Origin of the sequence: Croceibacterium atlanticum (assembly GCF_001008165.2) — a bacterium.
GTDB classification, from domain to species: Bacteria; Pseudomonadota; Alphaproteobacteria; order Sphingomonadales; family Sphingomonadaceae; genus Croceibacterium_C; species Croceibacterium_C atlanticum.
This window is the reverse complement of record NZ_CP011452.2, coordinates 833525-856541: the sequence shown is the minus strand read 5'-3', so window position 1 is coordinate 856541 and position 23017 is coordinate 833525. Positions and strand designations below refer to the sequence as shown.

Sequence of the window (23017 nt, the reverse complement as noted above, 5' to 3'; positions counted from 1 at the left end):
CAAGCCTGGCTGCCTTGCAGGGCCGATTGCGCTGTGCACTGACGGCCCATTATCTTCGATGCTCACAGGGCTTGCCGTCCCCGCAATTCACTCGAATGGCGGATTCTGCACCACTTCCTCTTCCTTTTCCACCGCGAGGCCGTGGCGCAGCAGCATGGGCAGCTGGCTGAAGGTGAAAAGGAAGCTCAGCGGCATGAAGACCCAGACCTTGGCAGTCAGCCAGTCCCCAAAGCTGAGATACAGACGCATGGCTTCGTTCAGCGCGGCGAGGAAGAAGAAGAAGATCGCCCAATTGCGGGATAGCTTGAGCCAGCCCTCGTCGCTCAATCCCTCGAACGCGGCTTCCAGCAGCCATTGCAGCAAGGCCTTGCCGCGCATCCAGCCAGCCAGCAGCACCGCGCCGAAGAAGAGATAGAGCACGGTCGGCTTGATCTGCACGTAGAAGGGATCGCGCAGCAGGATCGTCAGCCCGCCGAAACCCACGATCAGCACCGTGGAAAGCATCAACATGCGCGAGATCGTGCCGAGCACAAATTTGGACAGGGCCAGCGCGATCAGCGCGGCGACAATGAAGGCGCCCGTGCTGCGCACCACGGCGAGGACCACGCCGATGGAATCGGTATTGTCTTCCGGCGCATAGAGCCAATAGACGCCGAGAAAGGCGATCAGCGGCCCGTAATCGATGGCCACGCTCAGCCAGCCGGAACCCTTTTTCTTCGTTTCGTCAGCCATCAGGCCACTCCCGCAATCACGCGCGCGACAAGGTCCGGATCGAAGGGGCGCAAATCGTCGATCTTTTCGCCCACGCCGATCGCGTGGATCGGCAGGCCATATTGTTCTGCCGCGGCCACCAGGACGCCGCCGCGTGCCGTGCCGTCCAGCTTCGTCATGATGAGGCCCGTAACGCCAGCCACTTCCTTGAACACGTCAATCTGGTTCAACGCATTCTGGCCGTTTGTCGCATCCAGCACCAGCACCACGTCATGCGGCGCTTCGGGATTGAGGCGTCCGAGGACGCGGCGGATCTTGGCCAGCTCGTCCATCAGTTCACGCTTGTTCTGCAACCGCCCGGCCGTATCGACCACCAGCGCATCGATGCCCGTATCGGTCGCCTGCTTCACCGCATCGAACACGATGCTGGCCGGATCGCCGCCTTCGGGGCCTTTCACGATGTCCACCCCGATCCGATCGGCCCAGACGGCAAGCTGGCCGATTGCCGCCGCCCGGAATGTATCGCCTGCTGCCAGCAGCACGCTGTAATCATCTTCCTGGAACCAGTGGGCGAGCTTGGCGATGGTGGTGGTCTTGCCGCTGCCGTTCACGCCGATCACCAGGATCACTTGCGGGCGGGGAAATGCCGTGATTTCCAGCGGCTTCGCCACCGGGCGCAGGATGGCGGCGATTTCTTCCGCCACGGCTTCTTTCAGCTCTTGCTCGGTAATGCTCAGTCCGAAGCGCTTTTCCGCCAGTTTCGTGCGAATGCGGGCGGCGGCGCTGGGGCCGAGATCCGACAGGATCAGTGCATCCTCGACATCGTCGAGAGTGGCATCGTCCAGCCTGGCCGTGCCGACCACTCCGGTCAGATTGTCGGACAGGCGTTCGGAAGTCTTGCGGAAGCCGCCAAAAATGCGGTCCGTCCAGCTGGATTCGCTCATCGAAGGAGGCCGTCCTCGAGTTTGCCTGGTGTGATATTGACGATACTGCCCGCCTGCGTGCCTTCCGGCACGGCCACGCGGGCGAAATCGGGTGAATAGCCGGTGCCATCCGCTTCGGACAGAACGCAAAGCGGGCGCCCCAGCAAGGATGCAAGCCATTCGGCACGGAGCGCGGAAACCTGTTCCCGCAATTGCGCGGCGCGCCGTTTGATCACCGGCTTTTCGACCTGCGGCATCCGTGCAGCCGGCGTTCCGGGGCGCGGTGAATAGGGAAAGATATGACCATGCACGATGCGCAATTCGCGAATGATGGACAAATTCGCCTCGTGCATCGTTTCATCTTCGGTGGGAAAACCGGCAATCAGATCGGCGCCGATGGCGATATCCGGTCGCCTTGCTCGCAGATTTTCGACCAGCGACAGCGCATCGGCACGCAAATGGCGGCGTTTCATCCGTTTCAGGATCAGATCATGGCCATGTTGCAGCGACAGATGGAGATGCGGCATCAAGCGGCTCTCTTCCGCGAATAGCTCGAACAGTTCCTCGTCGATTTCGACACCGTCGAGCGAGGACATGCGAAGCCGGGTAAGGGCGGGGAATTCATCCAGAATGGCCCGGACGAGACGGCCCAGTTTCGGCTTGTCGGCCAGATCATGGCCCCAACTTGTCACATCGACCCCGGTCAGCACGATTTCGGGCGCGCCCCGGTCCATATGGCGTTCGACCTCTCGCAGGATCTGCGGGATGGTCAGCGAACGGCTCGGCCCGCGGCCCCGCGGTATGACGCAGAAAGTGCAGGCATGGTCGCATCCGTTCTGCACCGCCACGAAAGCCCTGGTGCGTCCGGGCAGGACCGGCACCGGCGCGGGCGGCACGTTCCAGGCCCGGGGGTCCAGCTTGTCGGCATTGGGCACGAGCCCATCGACCTCTGGCATATGGGCAAGCTGGCTGCGTTCGATATCGGCGGCGCATCCGGTCACCAGCAGGCGGGCCTCCGGCCGGGCGCGGCGCGCGCGGCGGATTGCCTGCCGTGTCTGCCGCACGGCTTCAGACGTCACGGCGCAGCTATTGACGACCACGATGTCGTTTTCATTCGCAAGCAGGGATCGGATGCGTTCGCTTTCGGCGATATTCAGCCGGCAGCCGAGTGACACGACCTCAACAGAATCAGCGAGTTTCGCAGAGGGGGTCATGCGAAGTCACCCCAGTCGAAACTGCCGCGGAAGCTTTCCGTCGCGGGCCCCGTCATGGTGATGCGATTATCTTCGCCCCATTCGATGTGGAGCGGCCCGCCGGGAAGGGTGACGGTCACGGAACGGTCGGCAAACCCGCGGCGCATGGCCGCAACCGCAGTGGCGCAGGCCCCGGTGCCGCAGGCGCGTGTCAGGCCGGCTCCGCGTTCCCAGACGCGCAGGCGGATCGAATCGCGGCTGTCGACCGTGGCGACATTCACATTCACCCGTTCCGGGAAGATCGCGTCCCGTTCGATCATCGGGCCAAGTTCTTCCAGGTCCACCTTTTCGCAATTGGGGACGAAGAATATGGCGTGCGGATTGCCGACATTGACCGCGACCGGGTTCGACAGTTCTTCCCACCCGACCGGAAGGGCCATCGTATCCATCGCATAGGCGAGCGGAATTTCATCCCAACCGAAATGCGGTTCGCCCATATCGACAGCGGCACCACCCTGGCTGGGGCGGACTTCGATCGTCCCTCCGCCGGTTTCCACCGTGGCTGGCGCGCCATGGAGCAGGGCAACCGCACGCGAGGCATTGCCGCAGGCGCCAACTTCGCTGCCATCCGAATTGAAGATGCGCATCCGGAAATCCGCGACCGCGCTGGGTTGCAACAGGACCAACTGATCGCAGCCTATCCCGGTGCGGCGATCGGCCAATGCACGGGCAAGGCCAGCCGTGATGGGGGGCAGGGCCTTTTCCCGCGCATCCAGCACGACGAAATCATTACCGAGTCCATGCATCTTGACGAAGGAGGCGCGCATTCCAGCCACCTAGGGGCGGCAGGGCGCAACCGCAATGGCCAGAGAGCGTTCAGCCTGCCTTGTATTGCTGGCTGTTGCCTGAAGTCAGGGCCGCCGGGGCATCAGCCGCCAGCTCGCCCTGGACCAGCAGATGCATCTGGGCGAGACGTTCGCGCGTGGTGGTGGCGTCTTCCGGTTTCCCATAAAGATAGCCCTGGCCCTTCAGTTCGCCCATTTTGCGCAAGGCGTCCAGCACATCCGGGCTTTCCACCCCTTCCGCCGTCACCGGCAGAGCAAGCCCGCGGCCGAGCGAGATGATCGCCTTGACCAGCGAACTGCTGACACCGCCAGAAGCCAGTTCGGCTACGAAACTGCGATCGATCTTCAATCGGTCGAAAGGCAGGGATCGCAATTGCGTGAGGCTGGAATATCCGGTGCCGAAATCGTCCAGACTGATGCGGATTCCCTGATTTTTCAGGCTGGAGACCATGGTGCGGACGGCATTGATATCCTCCAGCAGGCAGCTCTCGGTAATTTCGATCTCGAGCCGGCCCGGCGGAAAGCCGCTATCGGCCAGCATCCGCAGAAGCTTCTGGGCAAACCATGGATCGCGCAGCTGCAAGGGAGAGATATTGACCGAAAGAGTCAGGCGGGGATCCCATTCCCGTGCATCCTTGAGCGCCTGCCTGATAAGCGATTCCGACAATTCGGAGATCAGGTCGATCTCCTCGGCGATGGGGATGAAGGTTTCCGGACTTACCAGGCCAAATTGCGGCGAACGCCACCGGGCAAGCATTTCAAAGCCCACCAGCTCCCCGGATGCGAGATCGATCTGCTGTTCGTAATAGGGAACGAATTCGCCGCGCGAAATGCCCCTGCGGATCCCGGTCTCGAGATCGTTGCGGAAGCGCATTTCGTCTTCCATCTGTGTTTCGAACCAGGTGTAACGGTTCCTGCCGCGGCGCTTGGCCTGATACATGGCGATATCGGCGCGGTGGATCAGTTCCTCGCCGCCAAATGGTTCTTCCGCCCCGCTATCCTCGCTGCGACGGGCAATGCCGATGGAAACGGTGGCTTCCACGCGCAGCCCGTCATCGAATACGGGCCGGGATACGCTTTCGATCAGATCCTCTGCCAGCTGGTCGATCTGTCCGCGCTGCAGTGCTTCGAACATCACGGCGCACACGAATTCATCACCGCCAATACGCGCCAGGATTGCATCTTCCGGCAGCAATTCTCTCACGCGGCGGCTGACTTCCACCAGCACGCGATCGCCCATCTTGTGGCCATTGAGATCATTGATCTGCTTGAAATTATCGAGGTCGAACAACAGCACCGCAACATCGCAACGGCTGGCGCGGGCGCGGGCGCAGAGCGCGTCAATGGCGGGGCCGCCACTGCGGCGGTTCAGGCAATCGGTCAGCGGATCGGTTTCGGCAAGCTGCCGGGCGCGTTCCTCCGCCTTCCGGCGCTCCTTCACCTCGTTCTGCAGGTCGGCATAGCGGCGCCAGCCGAAAATGAGCAAAGCGATATTGAGCAGGACAGCATTGGTCAGCAGCATGTCCGGTGCGGCGCCCGTGCCCAGCCATGACCGGACGATTTGCGGCATCACCGTGCCGCCCGTTCCCACGAACAGGATGAGCGCAGCCACGGCGATGCCCAGCGCAACGACATCGCGTTCCGCCTTACCGAAACTGCGCGTTGGTTCGTCGGTTTTGCCAGCTGACGAATTGGCCAAGTCACATCCCCAAATGGTCTGGGGCCCCTATGCGCCATCTTGCTCAAGAATCGGTTAATTGCGCCCTATCGGTGCAGCCGTTAGGGCGTCCGCTGCAAAGGAGGACCCGATGGCCGAACGCTACTGGCTGATGAAGTCGGAACCCGCAGCTTTCAGCTGGGACGATCTCATCCGCGATGGAGAAACGATCTGGGACGGGGTGCGCAATCACCGCGCGTCCAACAATATGCGCGCGATGGAAGTTGGGGATCTGACCTTCTTCTATCATTCCGTCACCGGGAAGGAGATCGTAGGTATCGCCACGATCAGCGAGGCAGGCCTGACCGATCCCACCGATCCCGAAGGCAAATGGGCGACGGTCAAGATCAAGCCCGTGCGGGCGCTGGAACGGCCGGTTACGCTGAAGGAAGTGAAGGCCGAACCAACGCTTCAGGACATGGAACTGGTCCGGCTTTCGCGTCTGTCCGTGGCGGAAGTGCGGCCAGAAGAATGGGAAAAAATTTGTTCAATGGCAAAGGATTAGTCCGGGAACTCGACGTCCGGCCCAGATGTTGATCGGGCAAGAGGGCAGGCATTCCGCCGCCCCGCCGATACAGGAGAAGCATCATGGGAGAACTGCAGGACAAGGCCAAGGGCATCGCCAACGAAGCGGCCGGCAATGTCAAACAGCAGTCAGGCGATCCGGAAACGCGCGCCGAAGGCCGCGCCCAGGAAAAGAAGGGCGAAGCCCAGAACCTTTCCGGCGAAGTGAAGGGCGCTCTGGGCGACAAGATCTGAACGCCTCCGCATGTCTGAAACAAGGAAGGGCCGCTTCGAAAGGAGCGGCCTTTCTTTTGCGTGCTTGTGTCCCGGCTATGGACAGCGCCTCCGGAGCGCTCGCAAATGGTTACCACCGGGTTAACCAATAGTCATGCGCCGCTCACTTGTCCTCACGACCGAGTCCGCCCGGCACCCGTTCAGGGCATCCCTGCCGCCCCATGTGTTCGAGCGGCGGGCAGAGGAAGTGGAAAATCTCGCACCCTGGCGCGCCCGTTTCGCGCTCTACAGCGATGATGTCCGGAATTTTCTGACGACTTATTGCGCCTGCTTCGTGGCGGTTTTTACCTTCATCGTCTGATCGGGTCGGTTGCAGCGAATGGCGCGGCAACCGACCCGGTCAGGCCGCGGCGAGAGCCGTCTTCTCCGCGCGGTGCAGCAGGGAACCCAGCCAGGCCGAACCAAGGCACATAAATGCGCTGAGCAGCAATTGTTCAACAATGGGAATGCCGGCTGCGCTCAACCCGCCGGCCAGCAGCGAACCTGCAACCATGGCCCCGGAATTCACGATATTGTTCGCCGCGACCGTACGCGCCGCCTCCGACGCTTCACATTTGGTCGTCAGGAAGGCGTAGAGCGGCACCACGAACATGCCGCCGGCAATGGCGATCAGCAGCAGTGTGACCAGCACGAGAGGCGCCAGCGGTTGCAGAATGAACTCCCCGATGCCCATCAGCGGGCCCGCGCCGACACTCGAAGCCCAGATCCGGCAGACGAAGTAGAAGGCCGCCACCATGGCGCCCATTGCGATGACGGATATCGGGGCATAGCGGGCCGAAACTTCCCCCTTCAGCAGGGCATTGATCGCCACCGACCCGATGGCGACGCCGATGGAAAAGATCACCAGGAACAGGCTCGCCACTTCCTTGCTGGCGAGGAGGACATTTTTCGCCAGCGGGGGGAACTGGATGAACAGCACCGCACCGATCGTCCAGAAGAAGCTGATGGCCAGGATGGCATAGAACACTTCGCGCTGGCGCATGGTCTTCTTCACCAGCTTCACCGATGATCCCACCGTCCAGTAAAGGAAGGTGAAGGGCGCCATTACAGTGCGCCGCAGGCCGCCGAAATTTGTGACCATGGCCTTGAGATTCGCCAGGGTTTCGAATTCGCGCGGGTCCTCTTCCGTCATCGGCGGCGCAGCGGGAACCATCCGGCTGGTGACGAAACCGATAAATGCGGTGACGATGACCACGATCGCGGCGATTTCCACCTCGATAAAGCCAGCCAGAATAGTTCCGGCGAGGATGGCGATATAGGTACCTGCCTCGACCAGGCCGGTGCCCGCCAGCACTTCCCGATGGTTCAGATGCTGGGGCAGGATCGCATATTTGATCGGCCCGAAAAATGTCGAATGAATGCCCATCGCGAACAGGGCAACCAGCATCAGGGGTATCGCCGCGCTGGTGGTCAGTATGCCCTGCCATGCCATGACCAGTCCCGCAGCGCCGACTGCCATGATGAGGATTTCCGCCGTCTTCACCATGCGGATGATCATCGCCTTGTCGCGCATGTCCGCCATCTGTCCGGCAAGGGCCGAAAGCAGGAAGAAGGGTAGGATGAAGAGCCCGGACGCAATTGCGCTGAACTGGGCTTCCGCTTCGGCGGAGTTATAGACGCTGTACACGACGAACAGCACCATGGCGTTCTTGTACAGATTGTCGTTGAATGCATTGAGCAATTGAGTGGCAAAGAGCGGCAGAAAACGCCTTTGCCGCAGCAGGTAAGTGGAAGTCAGCATGTACCGCCCGGTTCAGCCTATCGCCGTTAACGAGAGCCGCCTTAGCCTCCTCTCGGTTAAGGACAAGCGTAGAGGGCACTTTTTCCTTCTGGCCATACCGGCTAGGGCATGTGACCGATGCTGACGCTTCCCAACATTCTGACCCTTTCGCGCATCCTCGCGATTCCTCTGCTGGCCGCCTTGTTGTGGTGGCCCCGATGGGAACTGGGCTATGGCCTGGCCTTCGCCCTCTACTGCGCGATGGCGATCACCGATTATTTTGACGGGATGCTGGCGCGCTCCAGCGGTACGGTCAGCAAATTGGGCGTGTTTCTGGATCCCATTGCGGACAAGATCATGGTTGCGGCCGTGATTTTGGTGCTGACCGCCAAGGGCATGCTGACCGGGCCGCATGTGGGGGACCTGCATGTGATCGCGGGTCTCATCATTCTGATCCGGGAAATCGCCGTATCCGGCCTGCGCGAATTCCTGGGCGGATTGCAGGTGTCGATGCCGGTCAGCAAGCTGGCCAAATGGAAGACGACATTCCAGCTCGTCGCCCTGGGCGCCCTGATCCTAGGCGGTGCCGTGCCGCATTTCGCCTGGGTGCATCTGGTTGGCCTGGCCTGCCTGTGGGCAGCGGCAGTGCTGACGCTGATTACCGGCTGGGACTATCTCCGCGTTGGCCTCAGGCACATGGATTAGGCGCGAAGCCAATCAGCCCTGTCGCAATTCCTGGGCGAGCAGGCGGAATTCGTCCGCGCGGGGGGAGTTCTTGCGCCATACCAGAGCGATTTCGCGGCTGGCATTCTGTGCCTTGAGCGGGCGGGCGATGACATGGGTGCCGTTCAATATTCCGGCCTCGATGGCCATTTCCGGCAACATGGTGAGGCCAAGGCCATTATCCACCATCTGCACCAGCGTGTGCAGCGAAGTGCCGATCATGGTGGCGCTGGCACGCAGTTCCGGCCGGTTGCAGGCGGCGAGGGCATGTTCCTTGAGGCAATGCCCGTCTTCCAGAAGCAGCAGCCGGCCTTCATCGATCATGGCCGGAGGAATCAGGTCGGGCGGATCGCGGGGATCGTTCTGGGGGAAGGCCACGAAGAGCCGGTCATCGGCGATATGTTCGCTATCCACATCGCCAGTGGCGAAGGGCAGGGCGAGCAGTACGCAATCTGCCCTGCCATGATGAAGCGATTCGACCGCATGGTCGCTGGTTTCCTCCCGCAGGAAGAGCTTGAGGTTAGGGCGTTCCTTGCGCAGGCGCGGCAGGATCTTGGGTAACAGGAATGGTGCGATCGTGGGGATCACGCTCATCCGCAATTCGCCGGATAATGGTTTGCCCGATGCCTGGACCAGATCGGAAAGTTCCTCGGCCTCCCGCAGCAGGCGATGCGCCTTGCTTACAACTGCATTGCCGAGCGGCGTGAAACGCACCACCCGCCGGCTGCGTTCGACCAATGTTACGCCCAGCAGCGATTCGAGCTCCCTGATCCCGGCCGACAATGTCGATTGCGAGACGAAGCAGGCATCCGCCGCACGGCCGAAATGCCCATGTTCGTGCAGCGCGACCAGATATTGCAGCTGCTTGATCGTGGGGAGGTATGTGCTCACTCGGCTATCTGCGGCTCAGTCGGTTCGGGAGCGGCTTCTTGCTCGATCTCGTTAATATGCGTCATTTTCAGCTTTCCGTTCTCCACCGCGAAAGCCAGCCGCCCTTCAACCAGTTCCAGTGCATCGCGGCCGAATACCTCGTAGCGCCAGCCTTCCAGAACCTGCAGGTTCCGCATTCCGGCGGCAAGCGCTTCCAGCTCGTCCGAACGGGTAAGGAGGCGGGCCGCGACATCGATCTCGCGCGCGCGGATTTTCAGCAGCAGTTTCAGCAGATCGGCCACCAGCGCGCCTTCCTTGCCCAGCGGGGCGCCGCGCTTCGGTTTTTCCGGCATTTCCTCGCTGGGGAGCGGTTCGGCATCGCGCATAACGCGCATCAATCGCTTGCCGATGTCGTTTTCCTTCCATGCCTGGGACAGGCCGCGGACCTTGGCCAGATCTTCCTGCTTCTTGGGCGGATGGCTAGCGAGATCGGCCAGCGTTTCATCGCGCATGATGCGTCCGCGCGGTATGTTCTTGCCCTGCGCCTCGGTTTCGCGCCACGCAGCCAGCGCCTTCAGCCGGCCGAGCACGATGGCACTGCGGCTTGGGGCGCGAATCCGGCGCCAGGCCTGATCCAGATCATTGGCGTAGTTTGCCGGATCGGCGAGCTTTTCCATCTCCACATTCAGCCACATGCCGCGGCCTGTCTTGATCAGCTTCTTCAGGATCTTGGGAAATATCGTTGAAAGATAGGTGACATCCCCGATCGCATATTCGATCTGCCGGTCGGTCAGCGGGCGGCGGCTCCAGTCAGTAAAGCGGGCGCCCTTGTCGATCGTTTTCCCCAGCCAGCTTTCGACGAGGTTGGCATAGCCGATCTGCTCGCTCTGGCTGATGGCCATCATCGCCACCTGCGTATCGAAAATGGGGTGCGGAGTCTTGCCGGTAAGGTTGTAGATGATTTCCACATCCTGTCCGCCGGCATGAAAGATCTTCAGCACATCCTCATTCTCGGTCAGCAATTCGAGAAGAGGCGAAAGGTCGATCCCTTCTGCCAGCGGGTCGATTGCCGCGGCCTCCTCCTCGTTGCCGACCTGGACCAGGCACAGCAATGGGTAATAGGTGTTCTCGCGCATGAACTCGGTGTCGACGGCGACGAACTCCGATTTTGCGAGCCTTTCGCATAAATCGGCCAAATCTTCGGTAGTTGTTATCAGCGGGTGTATTTTCATCTCAGCTTTTCTATACGGCGGCGATTGCCAAGCCGCCCGCTTGACAAGCGGGCAGCCATCCCCTGTTAGCCCCGGCTTCCTAGCGCCATAGACCCCAGAAACGGAAGAGTCAGCGATGCACGCTTATCGTACCCACAATTGTGCCGCTCTACGCGCCGAGAATGTCGGCGACACCGTCCGCCTGTCCGGTTGGGTTCATCGCAAGCGCGATCACGGCGGTGTGTTGTTCGTCGATCTGCGCGATCATTACGGAATAACCCAGATCGTGGCGGACGAGGATTCGCCCGCTCTTCCCGTGCTCGATGCCCTGAAACTGGAAAGCGTCGTCACCATCGATGGCGAGGTGAAAGCCCGCAGCGAAGGGACGGTGAACGCCAATCTGCCCACCGGCGCGATCGAAGTGTTCGCGCGCGGCGTGACCGTGCAGAGCCGCGCAGAAGAACTGCCCCTGCCCGTGGCGGGGGAGCAGGATTATCCCGAGGATATACGCCTCAAATACCGCTTCGTGGATCTTCGCCGCGAAACCATGCATCGCAACATCATGCTGCGCAGCCAGGTCATTTCCAGCCTGCGGCGGCGGATGCAGGATCAGGGTTTCACCGAGTTCCAGACCCCGATTCTAGGCGCGTCGAGCCCCGAGGGCGCGCGCGATTACCTGGTTCCCAGCCGTCTGCATCCGGGCACGTTCTATGCGCTGCCGCAGGCTCCGCAGATGTTCAAGCAGCTGCTGATGGTTGCCGGATTCGATCGCTATTTTCAGATCGCGCCCTGTTTTCGCGATGAAGATCTGCGCGCGGACCGCAGCCCGGAATTCTATCAGCTCGATTTCGAGATGAGCTTCGTCACCCAGGATGACGTATTCAATGCGATAGAACCGGTGCTGGCCGGTGTGTTCGAGGAATTCGGCGGCGGCAAGGCGGTGACGCCGGCTGGCGAGTTCCCGCGTATCCCCTATCGCGAGGCGATGCTGAAATATGGTTCCGACAAGCCGGACCTGCGCAACCCGCTGATCATTTCCGATGTTTCCGCGCATTTCGAGAAGAGCGGCTTCGGCCTGTTCGAGAAGATCGTGGGCGGGGGCGGCGTGGTGCGTGCGATTCCCGCGCCGGGCACCAATGAAAAGAGCCGCAAGTTCTTCGACGACATGAATGACTGGGCGCGCCGCGAAGGATTCGCGGGGCTTGGCTATGTCACCCGCAAATCGGGTGAATTCGGTGGTCCGATTGCCAAGAATCACGGCGCCGAGAACATGCAGAAGATTTATGACGAGCTTGGCCTGGGTGAAAATGACGGCCTGTTCTTTGCCGCCGGCAAGGAAAAGGACGCCGCCAAGCTGGCCGGTGCTGCCCGGACCCGGGTGGGCGAAGAGCTGGAACTGATCGAGCAGGGCTGTTTCAAGCTGTGCTGGATCGTCGACTTCCCGATGTTCGAATATGACGAGGAAGAGAAGAAGGTCGATTTCAGCCACAACCCGTTCTCCATGCCGCAGGGCGAGATGGAGGCTCTGGAAACGCAGGACCCGCTGGATATCCTTGCCTGGCAGTACGACATTGTCTGCAATGGTTACGAACTGAGCTCCGGCGCGATCCGGAACCATCGGCCGGATATCATGTACAAGGCGTTCGAGATCGCGGGCTATCCGCGCGAGGCCGTGGACGAGAATTTCTCGGGCATGATCGAAGCGTTCAAGCTCGGCGCGCCGCCGCATGGCGGCTCCGCACCGGGTATCGACCGTATCGTGATGCTGCTGGCGGATGAACCGAATATCCGCGAAGTGATTGCCTTCCCGATGAACCAGCGGGCGCAGGATCTGATGATGGGCGCGCCGAATACGGTCAGCGCGAAGCAGTTGCGCGAACTGCATATCCGCCTGGCGGAACGCCCGAAGGCCGAAGGCGAGGACAAGGCCCGGGTGGACATGGCCGGCAAACCGTAAGACCGATGGAACATGGACCGCTGGGAAGAGTTGTTACAGCCAGTGGTCCATCCCCCTTGCCAGCCTGCACGGGGCGCAGTACGGCGAGATCAATTTTCAATCTGCCAGATTTCGAGAGGGCAAAACATGAGCGATACTGCCGACCGCGTGAAGAAGATCGTCGTCGAACATCTCGGCGTCGAGGAAGACAAGGTCACGCCGGACGCCAGCTTCATTGATGATCTCGGTGCCGACAGCCTCGACATCGTCGAACTGGTCATGGCGTTCGAGGAAGAATTCGGCGTCGAAATTCCGGACGATGCGGCCGAGAAGATCAACACGGTTGGTGACGCCAACAAGTATATTGAAGAGCACAAGGGCTAAGCCCGGCTCGCCCCCGCCGCGAAAGGTCCCGCCGGACGCGGACGGGGATGGAAGGCTCGGCCCGAACAGGCTGGGCCTTTCGTGATTTTGGAGAGTTAATATGCGTCGTGTGGTGGTAACCGGCCTGGGCCTTGTCACGCCCCTGGGTGGCGATGTCGAGACGACCTGGGCGAATATACTCGCTTCGAAAAGCGGGGCGGGGAAGATCACCCGTTTCGATGTGTCCGACCAGAAGTGCCACATCGCCTGTGAAGTGAAGCCCAAGGACCATCCCTGGGGTTTCGATCCGGACAAGCGCGTCGATCCCAAGATCCAGCGACAGGTCGATCCGTTCATTGTTTACGGCATCGATGCCGCCGGGCAGGCGCTTGAACATGCCGGCCTTACCGATATGGACGATGCGCTGAAGCGGCGCACGGGCTGTTCGATCGGTTCGGGAATCGGCGGACTTCCGGGGATCGAAAAGGAATCGATCGTCCTGCATGAACGTGGCCCCGGCCGCGTATCTCCGCACTTTGTTCACGGCCGCCTGATCAATCTGATCAGTGGCCAGGTGTCGATCAAATACGGGTTGATGGGGCCGAACCATGCAGTCGTGACTGCCTGCTCCACCGGCGCACATTCGATCGGTGACGCCGCGCGGATGATCAAGGATGACGATGCCGACATCATGCTGGCGGGCGGTTCGGAAAGCACGATCAACCCGCTGGGTGTGGCCGGCTTCGCCCAGGCGCGCGCGCTCAACACCAGTTATAATGACCGGCCGGAACAGGCCAGCCGCCCCTATGACAGGGACCGCGACGGTTTTGTCATGGGCGAAGGCGCGGGCGTTGTGGTGCTGGAAGAGTATGAGCACGCCAAGGCTCGCGGCGCGACGATCTATGCCGAAGTGGTTGGCTATGGCCTGTCGGGCGATGCCTATCATGTTACCGCGCCGCATCCCGAAGGGCTGGGCGCTTTCCTCGCCATGGAAATGGCGCTGCGCAAGGCCGGCATGGTGCCGACCGATATCGATTACATCAACGCGCATGGCACTTCGACCATGGCGGATACGATCGAACTGGGTGCGGTCAAGCGTCTGATGGGTGACGATCTGTCTGGTGCATCCATGAGCTCGACCAAATCGGCCATCGGCCATCTGCTTGGCGGGGCCGGGGCTGTGGAAAGCATTTTCTGCATTCTCGCCATGCGCGATCAGATCGTGCCGCCGACTCTCAACCTGGAAAATCCGGACGAGGGCACTGAAGGCGTCGATCTCGTGCCGCTGACCGCGAAGAAGCGGGAAGTGCGCGCCGTGCTCAACAATAGTTTCGGCTTTGGCGGCACGAATGCCAGCCTGGTGATGAAACGGGTCGACTGACATGGCGAAGCGCGGCTGCCTGCTTGTGGTCGCGTTGCTGGCGGCGGCATTGCTGGCGCTGGGCTGGTTCGGCTGGAGCTGGTGGGGTTCCTCCGAAGTGGAGGAAGACACCAGCTTCGTCGTGCCTTCCGGGTCGAGCCTGACAGCCATTGCAGGAAAGCTGGAGGAAGAAGGGCTGATTGGCTCTTCCGAATCATTCCTGCTGCGGGCCAAGATTCTTGGCAGTTCCGATCCGGTAAAGGCCGGCGAATTCCTGCTGCCTGCCGGCGCAAGCCCCGCGACGATCCTGGACACTTTCCAGCATGGCGAGGTGATCCGCCGCTACGTTACCATCCCCGAGGGCTTGCCTTCGATCATGGTACGCGAACGATTGCTGGCAGAACCGCTCCTGACGGGAGAGGTGGACGTTCCCGCAGAAGGTTCCGTCCTGCCCGAAAGCTATGATTTCGAACGCGGTGAGACTCGCGCTGCTGTGCTGGCCCGGATGCAGGCTGCGATGAGCGAAACCGTGGCGGAACTGTGGAAGAAGCGATCCTCCGGCATTGCCGTCGATACGCCGGAAGAAGCGGTGGTACTGGCCTCCATTGTCGAGAAGGAAACCGGCGTTCCTGAAGAGCGGCGCATGGTCGCCGGGCTTTATTCGAACAGGTTGAAGCAGGGCATGATGCTGCAGGCCGACCCCACGATCATTTACCCGATCACCAGGGGCAAGCCGCTCGGCCGGCGAATCAGGCAGTCGGAAATCGCCGCGGTGAACGATTATAATACCTATGCGATGGTGGGCCTGCCCAAGGGGCCGATCACCAATCCCGGCCGCGCATCGATAGAAGCCGTGGTGAACCCGGCCCAGACCGACGCCCTGTTCATGGTGGCGGACGGATCGGGCGGGCACGTATTCAGCGATACGCTGGAGGAGCATAATCGCAATGTGGAGAAGTGGTTTGCATTGCGGCGCGAGCGGGGGGAAATGTGACCGGATTTCCCCGGTTCGACTGCCAGGCTGAAAACAGTCATAAAGGCGGTTGACCGGGGGGCGGGGCCGCCCTAAATGCGCCGCCTACCGGCGCTCTGGCAGCGCCACATTCCCATCGCGGAATGCCCTTCTGGGGCGGAGTAGCTCAGGTGGTTAGAGCAGCGGAATCATAATCCGCGTGTCGGGGGTTCGAGTCCCTCCTCCGCTACCATTCCTTGATCCGGAAGCTTCCACTAGCTTCCGCATTTTTCCAAAAATCGAAAGAAAAGCAGAGGGTTGCGGGTGATTCGCGTCCGCATGCGCCCATGGTCTTCCACATGCAGCCAGATTTGGTGTGGGGGTATTTTGGGGGTATTTTCGCGGAGTATCGGAAAGGAGCGATACCCCCAATGCCTCTCACGGAGATTCAGGCCCGAAATTCCAAGCCACGCGAGCGCGCCTACAAGATGGCCGACGGGGAGGGCTTATTCCTGTTCGTACAGCCGAACGGGTCAAAGTTATGGCGGATGAAGTACCGCTTCGCGGGCAAGGAGAAGTTGCTCTCGTTCGGCGCTTACCCAGATCTCGGGATAGCTGCCGCGCGCGACAAGCGCACAGCCGCAAAGGCGTTGCTAGCCGAGGGCAAGGATCCAATGAAATCCAAGGGAGAAGTGATCTCGCAGGAAGGAGCCACCTTCTTCGAGGTCGCAAAGCGTTGGCATGAAAATCGAAAGAGCGCGTTGAATGCCGCGCACGCCGAACGCGTCTGGTCGCGCATGGAAAGGGACGTCTTTCCAGTCATCGGCGAGAAACTCGTGAATGAAATCACGGCACCCGACGTCCTGGCAATGATCCGCAAGATCGAAGCAAGAGGCGCGCTCGATATCAGCCGGCGTGCGAAACAAGGGGTGGGGCAAGTCTTCCAGTTCGCAATCGCGTGTGGTCTTGCCTCGAACGATCCGACGACGCATTTGCGCGGGGCTCTAAAGCCGCGTCCAAGAGTGAAGCATATGAGCCGGCTGCCGCTCAGCGAGTTGCCCGCATTCATCGAGAAGCTGCATGCCTATCAGGAAGAGGGCGAACGACGGTCCGCGATCACCCGTGACGCAGTTCTCTTTGCGCTCCTGACTTGGGTTCGAACCAAGGAACTGCGTTTCGCCGCCAAATCCGAGTTTGAAGACCTGGGCGGAAAATCACCTGTCTGGAGGATACCAGCCGAGCGAATGAAGATGGGACGAGAGCATTTGGTACCCCTCTCGCAGCAGGCAACGCACATCGCGAAATCCATGATAGCAGCAGCGCCTGGCGAGTTTCTCTTCCCGGGCAACGGCCCGAACAAGCCGCTTTCAGAGAACACAATGATCTACGCGCTCTATCGCCTCGGATACCACAGCCGCCAAACCGTACACGGCTTCCGGGGCTTGGCGAGCACTTGGGCCAATGAGCAGTTGGTCGAGTTCGGTAAGCCGCCCATGTGGATCAGGAAATACCATGAGGATTGGGTCGAACTACAGCTCGCGCATTCGGAGAAAAACGACGTGCGTGGAGCTTACAATGCCGCTGAATACCTGGCTCCTCGGCGCCGGATGATGCAGGACTGGGCTGACTATCTGAGCGGCGGGAAGGTGATCGACATCAAGAAGGCAGGGAAGCGCGCAGCCTGATAACTATGGCTTCGATCAGACCGGTCCAATCCAGTCTGCGCGCAAACGATCTCGACCTGCGACAACCCCCTCGACAATCACCGCTGATCCGACGAATTCGCATTCGGGTTCTTCGCTCTCGATGATCCAGACGACTTCGTCTGTCGTGGTCAGGAACATCCCGCGTCTACCGCGGCTTAAAATTCCCGAGACGCGTATTCGACCCGCGCTCACAACACCCCCCGTTCAAAAACGCCAATGGCGCAGCACTTCGCGCACATAGGCCGGCGTCTCGCCATTGCGAGGAATACCGCCTGCGCGCTCGACGGCACCTGGACCTGCGTTGTAGGCAGCGAGGGCCAGATGAACCACCCCGAACTTGTCCAGCATCTGGCGTAGGTATCGGGCCGCACCCAAGATGTTCGCCTTGGGATCGAAGCGATTTGAAACGCCAAGGTCCCGCGCTGTCCCTGGCATCAATTGCCCCAAGCCTGCGGCCCCGGCCTTGCTGATGGCCATCGGATTATATCGTGATTCCGTCCATACAAGAGCGTCGAGAAGGCCGCTTGGTAGCGAGTATTGAGCCTCAGCAGCGTAAACATGAGGAAGGTAGCTAGCCCGACGGAAGCCCGATGGCGCGCTGCCTTGGGGCTTTGGATATCGATAGGGCAGATAGGTTCGACCCGCATCGGTAGCCGGCGGCTCGGACGAGGCCGTTGGAGGCTTTCTCCAAATGCCATGTTCGACGAGCAGGAAGCCATCAGTCCCTTCTGCAACGCGGAAGCCGTCGGTCGTCAACTCCGAGGCAACGGTCATCTGAGGGGGCTCCATCTCCTGCGCGTGAGCGGGGAGGACGGACCCAAATCCTGTCGTTGCCCCTGCAACTACTGCCCATTTCAGTCTCATTCCCAAATCCTTTGGTGGTCGAATCGGGAAAGAACATATATAGAACATCTGATGTAGGAAAATGAAACGTCAGCGACGCAGAGAGGAGGTTGCGCGGGTGGAGGCACGTTACGATGGAGAGGCCCCCATGCACCAACACCGATCATCCCAATTCCAAGGTCTGCAACTGGAAAACCGCGCGCGCAAGATAGTCGAGCAGCTGGGCGGTGCTTGGTCGCGTTCGCGCGGAATGTGCTGCTGCCCGGCCCACGACGATCGCACTCCTTCGCTAAGCATCACACTCGGAAAGCGTGCAATCCTCGTTCATTGCTTTGCCGGCTGTGCGAACGAGGCGGTGATAGAAGCCATGGCCGGGCTCGGAATACGAATTGCGGACCTTTTCGATGGCACGAGTGATCCGATCGTGACCGAACCGCGCCAGGAAGTCGCCAATCGCAATGCGCTGAGGCTCTGGCATGAGGCGTCGACCATCATTGGCAGCCCCGCCGAGAAGTACCTCGTGTCCAGAGGCATCACGATTGTTTCGCCGGAGCTGCGTTTCCACCCGCGTATGCCTCTGGGGCCAAAGAGTGCTGTCCGGTTTCTTCCCGCGATGGTCGCGGCCGTGCGCAATGATGCCGGAATTCTCGCGCTGCATCGCTCCTTCCTCGACCTCGACAAAACTAGCTTGGCTTCTTTCGATCAGCCTAGGCGTGCGTTAGGCAGTCCCGGCTCTGGCGCGGTGCGTTTCGCGTACCCCGATGGTGGACGCCTTGGCCTCGCAGAAGGAAACGAAACAGCCCTCTCAGCGATGCAAATGTTCAATGTTCCCTGCTGGGCGACGCTGGGAAACGAACGCTTCGGCCTGGCCACAATCCCGGAATCGGTGCGGCAGCTGTTTCTTTTTGTCGATAATGATGCGGGCGGCCGCCTTGCTGAAGAGCGTGCGCGAAAGGCTTACGCTTGCGAAGGGCGGCTGATTGTCACCAGGCGTCCGGAGCTAACCGGCGACGACTGGAATGACGTGCTCATGCGCTCAGTCCGAGCTGCGGTCTGAATGTCGGTGAGAGGAAAGCGGGCTTGGGGCCTTGTGAGGCCCCCGGACGGATCCATCTGAACGGACACCCGGACAAACCCAGGGCCTCTTCAGGAGGTCTCCCATGTCAGACGCAAATACCGCTTTCGCATTCTCCGATCCAGCCGAGCCGCAAGTGTTGGCAGCGGCGAGGACGCTGGCCGCGCGGCTCGCTGCAGATCAAGCAATTTCGCGGCTCACTGTGAATGCAACAATGGCTGATCACTTCGGCGGTAGCGACGCCGAAGGACACTGGTCCGTACGCGATGCCCATGCTGCACTTGAATTGGCGCAGGTGTTGTTCCTGGCGCAGGCAACTGAATTCTCATCTGCGATGTCATCCAGCTTTGCCGATGAGGCTTTTACACGCCTTGAAGGTCTGGTCCCGACCCAGTCCAACCGGAGTGACGAGCAGATCGAGTGGCAACAATTCGCAACGCCGCCCCGTCTGGCCTGGGTGGCTGCAAGGGCATGCGCGATTTCTGCCAATGAACTGGTTCTCGAACCGTCGGCCGGGACCGGCATGCTGGGCGTATGGGCAGCAAAGGCAGCTGCGCGTCTTGCTCTCAACGAGATTTCGCCGCTGCGCCGCGAATGCCTGGGCACCGTGTTTCCCGAGGCGACAGTCACGGGGTTTGACGGGGAACTGATCGACGAACTTCTCACGCCCGACGTGGGTCCGAGCGTGGTGCTGATGAACCCGCCCTACTCACACAGTATCGAGAGGGGCCACGATAGCCGCACTGGCGACCGGCACTTGCGTTCTGCCTGGAAGCGCCTTCTGCTTGGTGGCCGCCTGGTCGCAGTGATGCCCGAATGGTTCGAGCTTCCGAAGTTTCTTGTCGGGATCGCCGGTCCCGTCTCGTTGCGTCTCAACGCGACGATCGAGCGCGGTTTCGTCAAGCAGGGCACCTCAATCTCATCCCGGCTCCTGATTCTCGACAAGGCTGAGGATGGTACCAGCCCGATCATCGCCCAGCCGGCAAACTTTGCCGAGCTTCATCTGCTGATCGATATGCTCCCTAACCGGGTAAGCCTGCCCGCGGGACCCAGCATCGGCATCAAGCCAGCATTGCCGCTACGGCTGGTTGCGAACAGGACGAAACCAGTTCCACTTAAGGTCCATCCAACCAATGCGGCGCCGTCGATCCTGCCGCTTGATTTTACTCCGCTCGAAGCACCTGCGCCGATCGAAAGCCAGGTTGGGCATTATTTGCCCTACCGGCCGAGCCGGATCTCAATTGCAGATGCTGTCCCGCATCCGACCCCCCTAGTCGAATCCGTTGCGATGGGTTCGATAACCGCACCCGTGCCCGAAGTGGTGCCTCAGCTTCCGTCGAGCCTCATTGCTGGGGGCGTCCTATCCGCTGCGCAGGCCGAGACCCTGATCTATGCCGCAAGCGCGCATGCCCGCGATCTGCCGGGACGGTTTGAGCCCGACGACAAGGGCTGCGCCTTGAAGGCGAGCGCCGAGGGGCACGCCTACCGCATGGGCTACTTTCTTGGTGACGGAACTGGTGCAGGGAAAGGACGGCAGGTCGCTTCCGTCATCCTCGACCGGTGGGTGAGGGGCGAACGGCGCCACATCTGGATTTCCAAGAACGAAGCTTTGCTCGAAGATGCCCGCCGCGACTGGAGCGCGCTCGGCGGCCTTCCCATCGACGTCCAGCCCCTTGGCCAATGGAAGCTCGGTGTCCCGATCGGGATGCGCGAGGGCATACTCTTCGTGACTTATCCGACACTGCGTTCGGGTCGAAGCGACGCGACCCGGCTCGATCAGATTCTCGAATGGGCAGGGGAGGACTTCGACGGGCTCATCGTCTTCGACGAAGCCCATGCGATGGCCAACGCCGCAGGCGGGGAGGGCTCACGTGGTAAGGTCAAGGGATCGGAGCAGGGCATTGCCGGTGTTCGCATCCAGAATCTGCTGCCGCGCGCCCGCGTGCTCTACGCTTCGGCGACCGGGGCATCCGACGTCAATAATCTCGCCTATGCCACCCGCCTTGGGCTGTGGGGTCCCGAGACGGCTTTTGCCAATCGCGAAGCCTTTGTCGCAGATATCCGCGATGGCGGTATCGCTGCCATGGAACTGGTCGCGCGCGATCTGAAGTCACTCGGGCTGTACGCGGCGAGGGCACTCTCATTCGCCGGAGTTGAGTACGAGATTCTGGAGCATTGCCTGACCCCCGACCAGGTAGCGGTTTATGACGCCTATGCAGACGCCTGGGCAATCATCCATGCCAACCTGCGCGAGGCACTCGAGGCAACTCGGATCGTCGACACTGACAGTGGCGATACCCTGAATTCAGGTGCCAAATCGGCTGCGCTTTCGGTGTTTGAGGGCACCAAGCAGCGCTTCTTCGCGCAGCTCCTTCTATCCATGAAGCTGCCGAGCCTGCTGCCTGCGATTGATACGGCACTTGCCGACGGCAACGCTGTTGTAGTGCAACTCGTCTCGACCGCCGAAGCCATGCTTAACCGCCGCCTCGCTGATCTCTCCGATGCGGAACGTGAAGCACTCGAAATCGATCTCTCCCCCGCGAATACGTGGTCGATTACCTCACCAAAAGCTTTCCTGTGCGGTTGATGTCCGTGTTTACGGACGAGAACGGCAATGCTCGGTCCGAACCAATGAGTGATGAGAACGGTGCCCCTGTTCTCTGTCGTTCGGCGCTTGCCGCGCGCGATCGCATGATCGAGCAGCTCTGTGCCTTGCCGCCGATCGCGACGGCGCTCGATGCGATCATCGAACGGTTCGGTGTCGATCAGGTTGCCGAAGTCACCGGCCGTACCCGCCGCCTGATCGTCGGACGCAATGGGCGCCAGGTGCTCCAGTCGCGCTCTCCGCGCGCCAATGTCGCCGAGACGCGAGATTTTATGGACGGGACAAAGCGAATTCTCGTTTTCTCCGATGCTGGTGGCACCGGCCGCAGTTATCATGCCGACCTCGCCGCAAAGAACCAGATGCGCCGGGTCCACTTCCTGCTTGAGCCGGGCTGGCGGGCCGATGCCGCAATCCAGGGCCTTGGCCGTACCAACCGCACCAATCAGGCATCGGCCCCTCTGTTCCGCCCGGTGACCACCGATGTGCGTGGCGAACGTCGGTTTATATCGACCATTGCACGTCGGCTCGACAGCCTCGGCGCACTGACCCGCGGGCAGCGCCAGACGGGTGGGCAGAACCTCTTCGATCCTGCCGACAATCTCGAGAGCACATACGCCAAGGAGGCGCTTCACCGCTGGTTCGGCCTGTTGTTCGCAGGCAAGCTGGAAGCCGTTACGCTTTCTCGGTTTGAGGAATTGAGCGGGCTCAGGGTCGAAGGAGCCGACGGCGGGATGGTCGATGACCTGCCAACAATCCAGCGCTGGCTCAATCGCATCCTCGCGTTGCCGATTGTTTTGCAAAACGGCATATTTGACGAGTTTCTCGGCCTAGTCGAAGCGCGGATCGATGCAGCACGCCAGGCCGGTACGCTCGACATTGGGGTCGAAACCATTGCGGTAGAGCATTACGAGGTGCTGACCGACACGCTACTGCGCACAGATGCGCTGTCGGGTGCGACCACGCATCTCCTGGAACTCGAAATCGCCCGCGCGCTCAAGCCTTTGCGTCTCGAACGGCTCGAGGAGTTCTACGGCCTTTCAGGTTCGCGTCAGCAGCTTCTGCGTAATGCGCGCTCAGGCCGGATCGGGCTGCTTGTCCCAGCGCGCAGCCTGCTCACCGACGAAGGTATGCGTGTGGCCCGCTTCGAGCTTGTCCGTCCCTTGAAGCATGGGCACATCACCGCCGATCAACTCGAGGAGAGCAACTGGGAAACGGTGGATCCAACCGAATTTCGCCGCCTCTGGCAGGCTGAGGTCGATGACGCCGCCTCCCATCTCAAGCGCGAGCGATTGCACCTTGCAACCGGCCTGCTGCTTCCGGTGTGGGACACACTACCTTCCGACTATGTTCGGGTCAGCCGGATCTCGGCGCGAGACGGACGCTCGCTGTTAGGCCGGGAGGTTCCGCTCCATTGCGTGCCCGAACTATGCCAGGCTGTTGATTTCCACTGAGAGCTGACCCGGGAG

The 23017-nt window shown here is 61.0% G+C and carries 20 protein-coding genes, 1 tRNA gene and 1 pseudogene; 12 read left to right on the top strand and 10 right to left on the bottom strand.

Translation table 11 applies throughout. The features are described 5' to 3' along the window. Positions 1–87: 87 nt before the first annotated feature. Genes WYH_RS04010 through WYH_RS03990 form a run of 5 tightly spaced genes read right to left on the bottom strand, consistent with a single transcriptional unit; the run spans position 88 to position 5371 of the window. Positions 88–732: an inner membrane-spanning protein YciB gene (locus WYH_RS04010; RefSeq protein WP_046902811.1), complete on the bottom strand. Its 645-nt coding sequence runs from the start codon at positions 730–732 to the stop codon at positions 88–90. After that, complete coding sequence (ftsY, locus tag WYH_RS04005; RefSeq protein WP_046902810.1) at positions 732–1655, bottom strand: signal recognition particle-docking protein FtsY; 924 nt, start codon at positions 1653–1655, stop codon at positions 732–734. Before ftsY ends, WYH_RS04010 begins: the two co-directional genes overlap by 1 nt. After that, positions 1652–2848 (bottom strand): MiaB/RimO family radical SAM methylthiotransferase, encoded by a 1197-nt coding sequence (locus tag WYH_RS04000; RefSeq protein WP_046902809.1) that lies wholly within the window; start codon positions 2846–2848, stop codon positions 1652–1654. The genes ftsY and WYH_RS04000 overlap by 4 nt, the downstream gene beginning before the upstream one ends. Continuing rightward, the gene (gene dapF / locus WYH_RS03995; RefSeq protein ID WP_046902808.1) at positions 2845–3654 is read right to left on the bottom strand and encodes a diaminopimelate epimerase; all 810 of its coding nucleotides are present in this window, start codon (positions 3652–3654) and stop codon (positions 2845–2847) included. Before dapF ends, WYH_RS04000 begins: the two co-directional genes overlap by 4 nt. 49 nt (positions 3655–3703) lie before the next feature. After that, on the bottom strand, positions 3704–5371 hold the full coding sequence (locus WYH_RS03990) for a putative bifunctional diguanylate cyclase/phosphodiesterase (RefSeq protein WP_046902807.1): 1668 nt from the start codon (positions 5369–5371) through the stop codon (positions 3704–3706). 109 nt (positions 5372–5480) lie between these two features. Between WYH_RS03990 and WYH_RS03985 the strand changes: the two genes are divergently transcribed. The 3 genes from WYH_RS03985 to WYH_RS03975 all read left to right on the top strand — a co-directional run bounded on the left by WYH_RS03985 (position 5481) and on the right by WYH_RS03975 (position 6488). Further along, entirely contained in the window at positions 5481–5894 is a 414-nt protein-coding gene (locus WYH_RS03985) for an EVE domain-containing protein (RefSeq protein WP_046902806.1), read from the top strand. An 83-nt stretch (positions 5895–5977) separates the two neighbouring features. Continuing rightward, complete coding sequence (locus WYH_RS03980) at positions 5978–6148, top strand: CsbD family protein (RefSeq protein WP_046902805.1); 171 nt, start codon at positions 5978–5980, stop codon at positions 6146–6148. Positions 6149–6281: 133 nt separating this feature from the next. Then, complete coding sequence (locus WYH_RS03975; protein ID WP_046902804.1) at positions 6282–6488, top strand: hypothetical protein; 207 nt, start codon at positions 6282–6284, stop codon at positions 6486–6488. Between the two features lie 39 nt (positions 6489–6527). Here WYH_RS03975 and WYH_RS03970 read toward each other — a convergent pair whose 3' ends face one another. Next, a complete protein-coding gene (locus WYH_RS03970; RefSeq protein ID WP_046902803.1) occupies positions 6528–7928 on the bottom strand; it encodes an MFS transporter in 1401 nt (466 codons plus the stop codon). A gap of 117 nt (positions 7929–8045) precedes the next feature. On the opposite strand from WYH_RS03970, the gene pgsA reads away from it, so the two are divergent. Next, on the top strand, positions 8046–8612 hold the full coding sequence (gene pgsA / locus WYH_RS03965; protein WP_046902802.1) for a CDP-diacylglycerol--glycerol-3-phosphate 3-phosphatidyltransferase: 567 nt from the start codon (positions 8046–8048) through the stop codon (positions 8610–8612). A 12-nt stretch (positions 8613–8624) separates the two neighbouring features. On the opposite strand, the gene WYH_RS03960 is transcribed toward pgsA, so the two are convergent. Next, the gene (locus WYH_RS03960; protein ID WP_046902801.1) at positions 8625–9521 is read right to left on the bottom strand and encodes a hydrogen peroxide-inducible genes activator; all 897 of its coding nucleotides are present in this window, start codon (positions 9519–9521) and stop codon (positions 8625–8627) included. Next, positions 9518–10732, bottom strand: a complete 1215-nt coding sequence (gene rnd / locus WYH_RS03955; RefSeq protein ID WP_046902800.1) for a ribonuclease D — start codon at positions 10730–10732, stop codon at positions 9518–9520. Before rnd ends, WYH_RS03960 begins: the two co-directional genes overlap by 4 nt. A 115-nt stretch (positions 10733–10847) precedes the next feature. On the opposite strand from rnd, the gene aspS reads away from it, so the two are divergent. The 6 genes from aspS (at position 10848) to WYH_RS03925 (ending at position 17007) form a co-directional block, all read left to right on the top strand. Next, positions 10848–12668, top strand: a complete 1821-nt coding sequence (gene aspS / locus WYH_RS03950) for an aspartate--tRNA ligase (protein ID WP_046902799.1) — start codon at positions 10848–10850, stop codon at positions 12666–12668. A 126-nt stretch (positions 12669–12794) separates the two neighbouring features. Further along, positions 12795–13031, top strand: a complete 237-nt coding sequence (locus tag WYH_RS03945) for an acyl carrier protein (protein WP_039094202.1) — start codon at positions 12795–12797, stop codon at positions 13029–13031. A 100-nt stretch (positions 13032–13131) separates the two neighbouring features. Then, the gene (gene fabF, locus WYH_RS03940) at positions 13132–14391 is read left to right on the top strand and encodes a beta-ketoacyl-ACP synthase II (RefSeq protein ID WP_046902798.1); all 1260 of its coding nucleotides are present in this window, start codon (positions 13132–13134) and stop codon (positions 14389–14391) included. A 1-nt stretch (position 14392) separates the two neighbouring features. Further along, entirely contained in the window at positions 14393–15364 is a 972-nt protein-coding gene (mltG, locus tag WYH_RS03935) for an endolytic transglycosylase MltG (protein ID WP_046902797.1), read from the top strand. 134 nt (positions 15365–15498) lie between these two features. Next, positions 15499–15575, top strand: a tRNA-Met gene (locus WYH_RS03930). Between the two features lie 178 nt (positions 15576–15753). Continuing rightward, on the top strand, positions 15754–17007 hold the full coding sequence (locus WYH_RS03925) for a tyrosine-type recombinase/integrase (protein WP_046904789.1): 1254 nt from the start codon (positions 15754–15756) through the stop codon (positions 17005–17007). A 15-nt stretch (positions 17008–17022) separates the two neighbouring features. Here WYH_RS03925 and WYH_RS16970 read toward each other — a convergent pair whose 3' ends face one another. Continuing rightward, positions 17023–17220, bottom strand: a complete 198-nt coding sequence (locus WYH_RS16970) for a DUF5818 domain-containing protein (RefSeq protein WP_046902796.1) — start codon at positions 17218–17220, stop codon at positions 17023–17025. A gap of 12 nt (positions 17221–17232) precedes the next feature. Further along, positions 17233–17892 (bottom strand): lytic transglycosylase domain-containing protein, encoded by a 660-nt coding sequence (locus WYH_RS03920; protein WP_046902795.1) that lies wholly within the window; start codon positions 17890–17892, stop codon positions 17233–17235. A 127-nt stretch (positions 17893–18019) separates the two neighbouring features. On the opposite strand from WYH_RS03920, the gene WYH_RS03915 reads away from it, so the two are divergent. Together WYH_RS03915 and WYH_RS17100 are read left to right on the top strand one after the other, a co-directional pair. Then, positions 18020–18928: a DUF7146 domain-containing protein gene (locus tag WYH_RS03915; protein ID WP_046904788.1), complete on the top strand. Its 909-nt coding sequence runs from the start codon at positions 18020–18022 to the stop codon at positions 18926–18928. A gap of 103 nt (positions 18929–19031) precedes the next feature. Next, positions 19032–22990 (top strand): annotated as a pseudogene (locus WYH_RS17100) (strawberry notch-like NTP hydrolase domain-containing protein); the annotation flags it as partial. Positions 22991–23017: the final 27 nt, after the last annotated feature.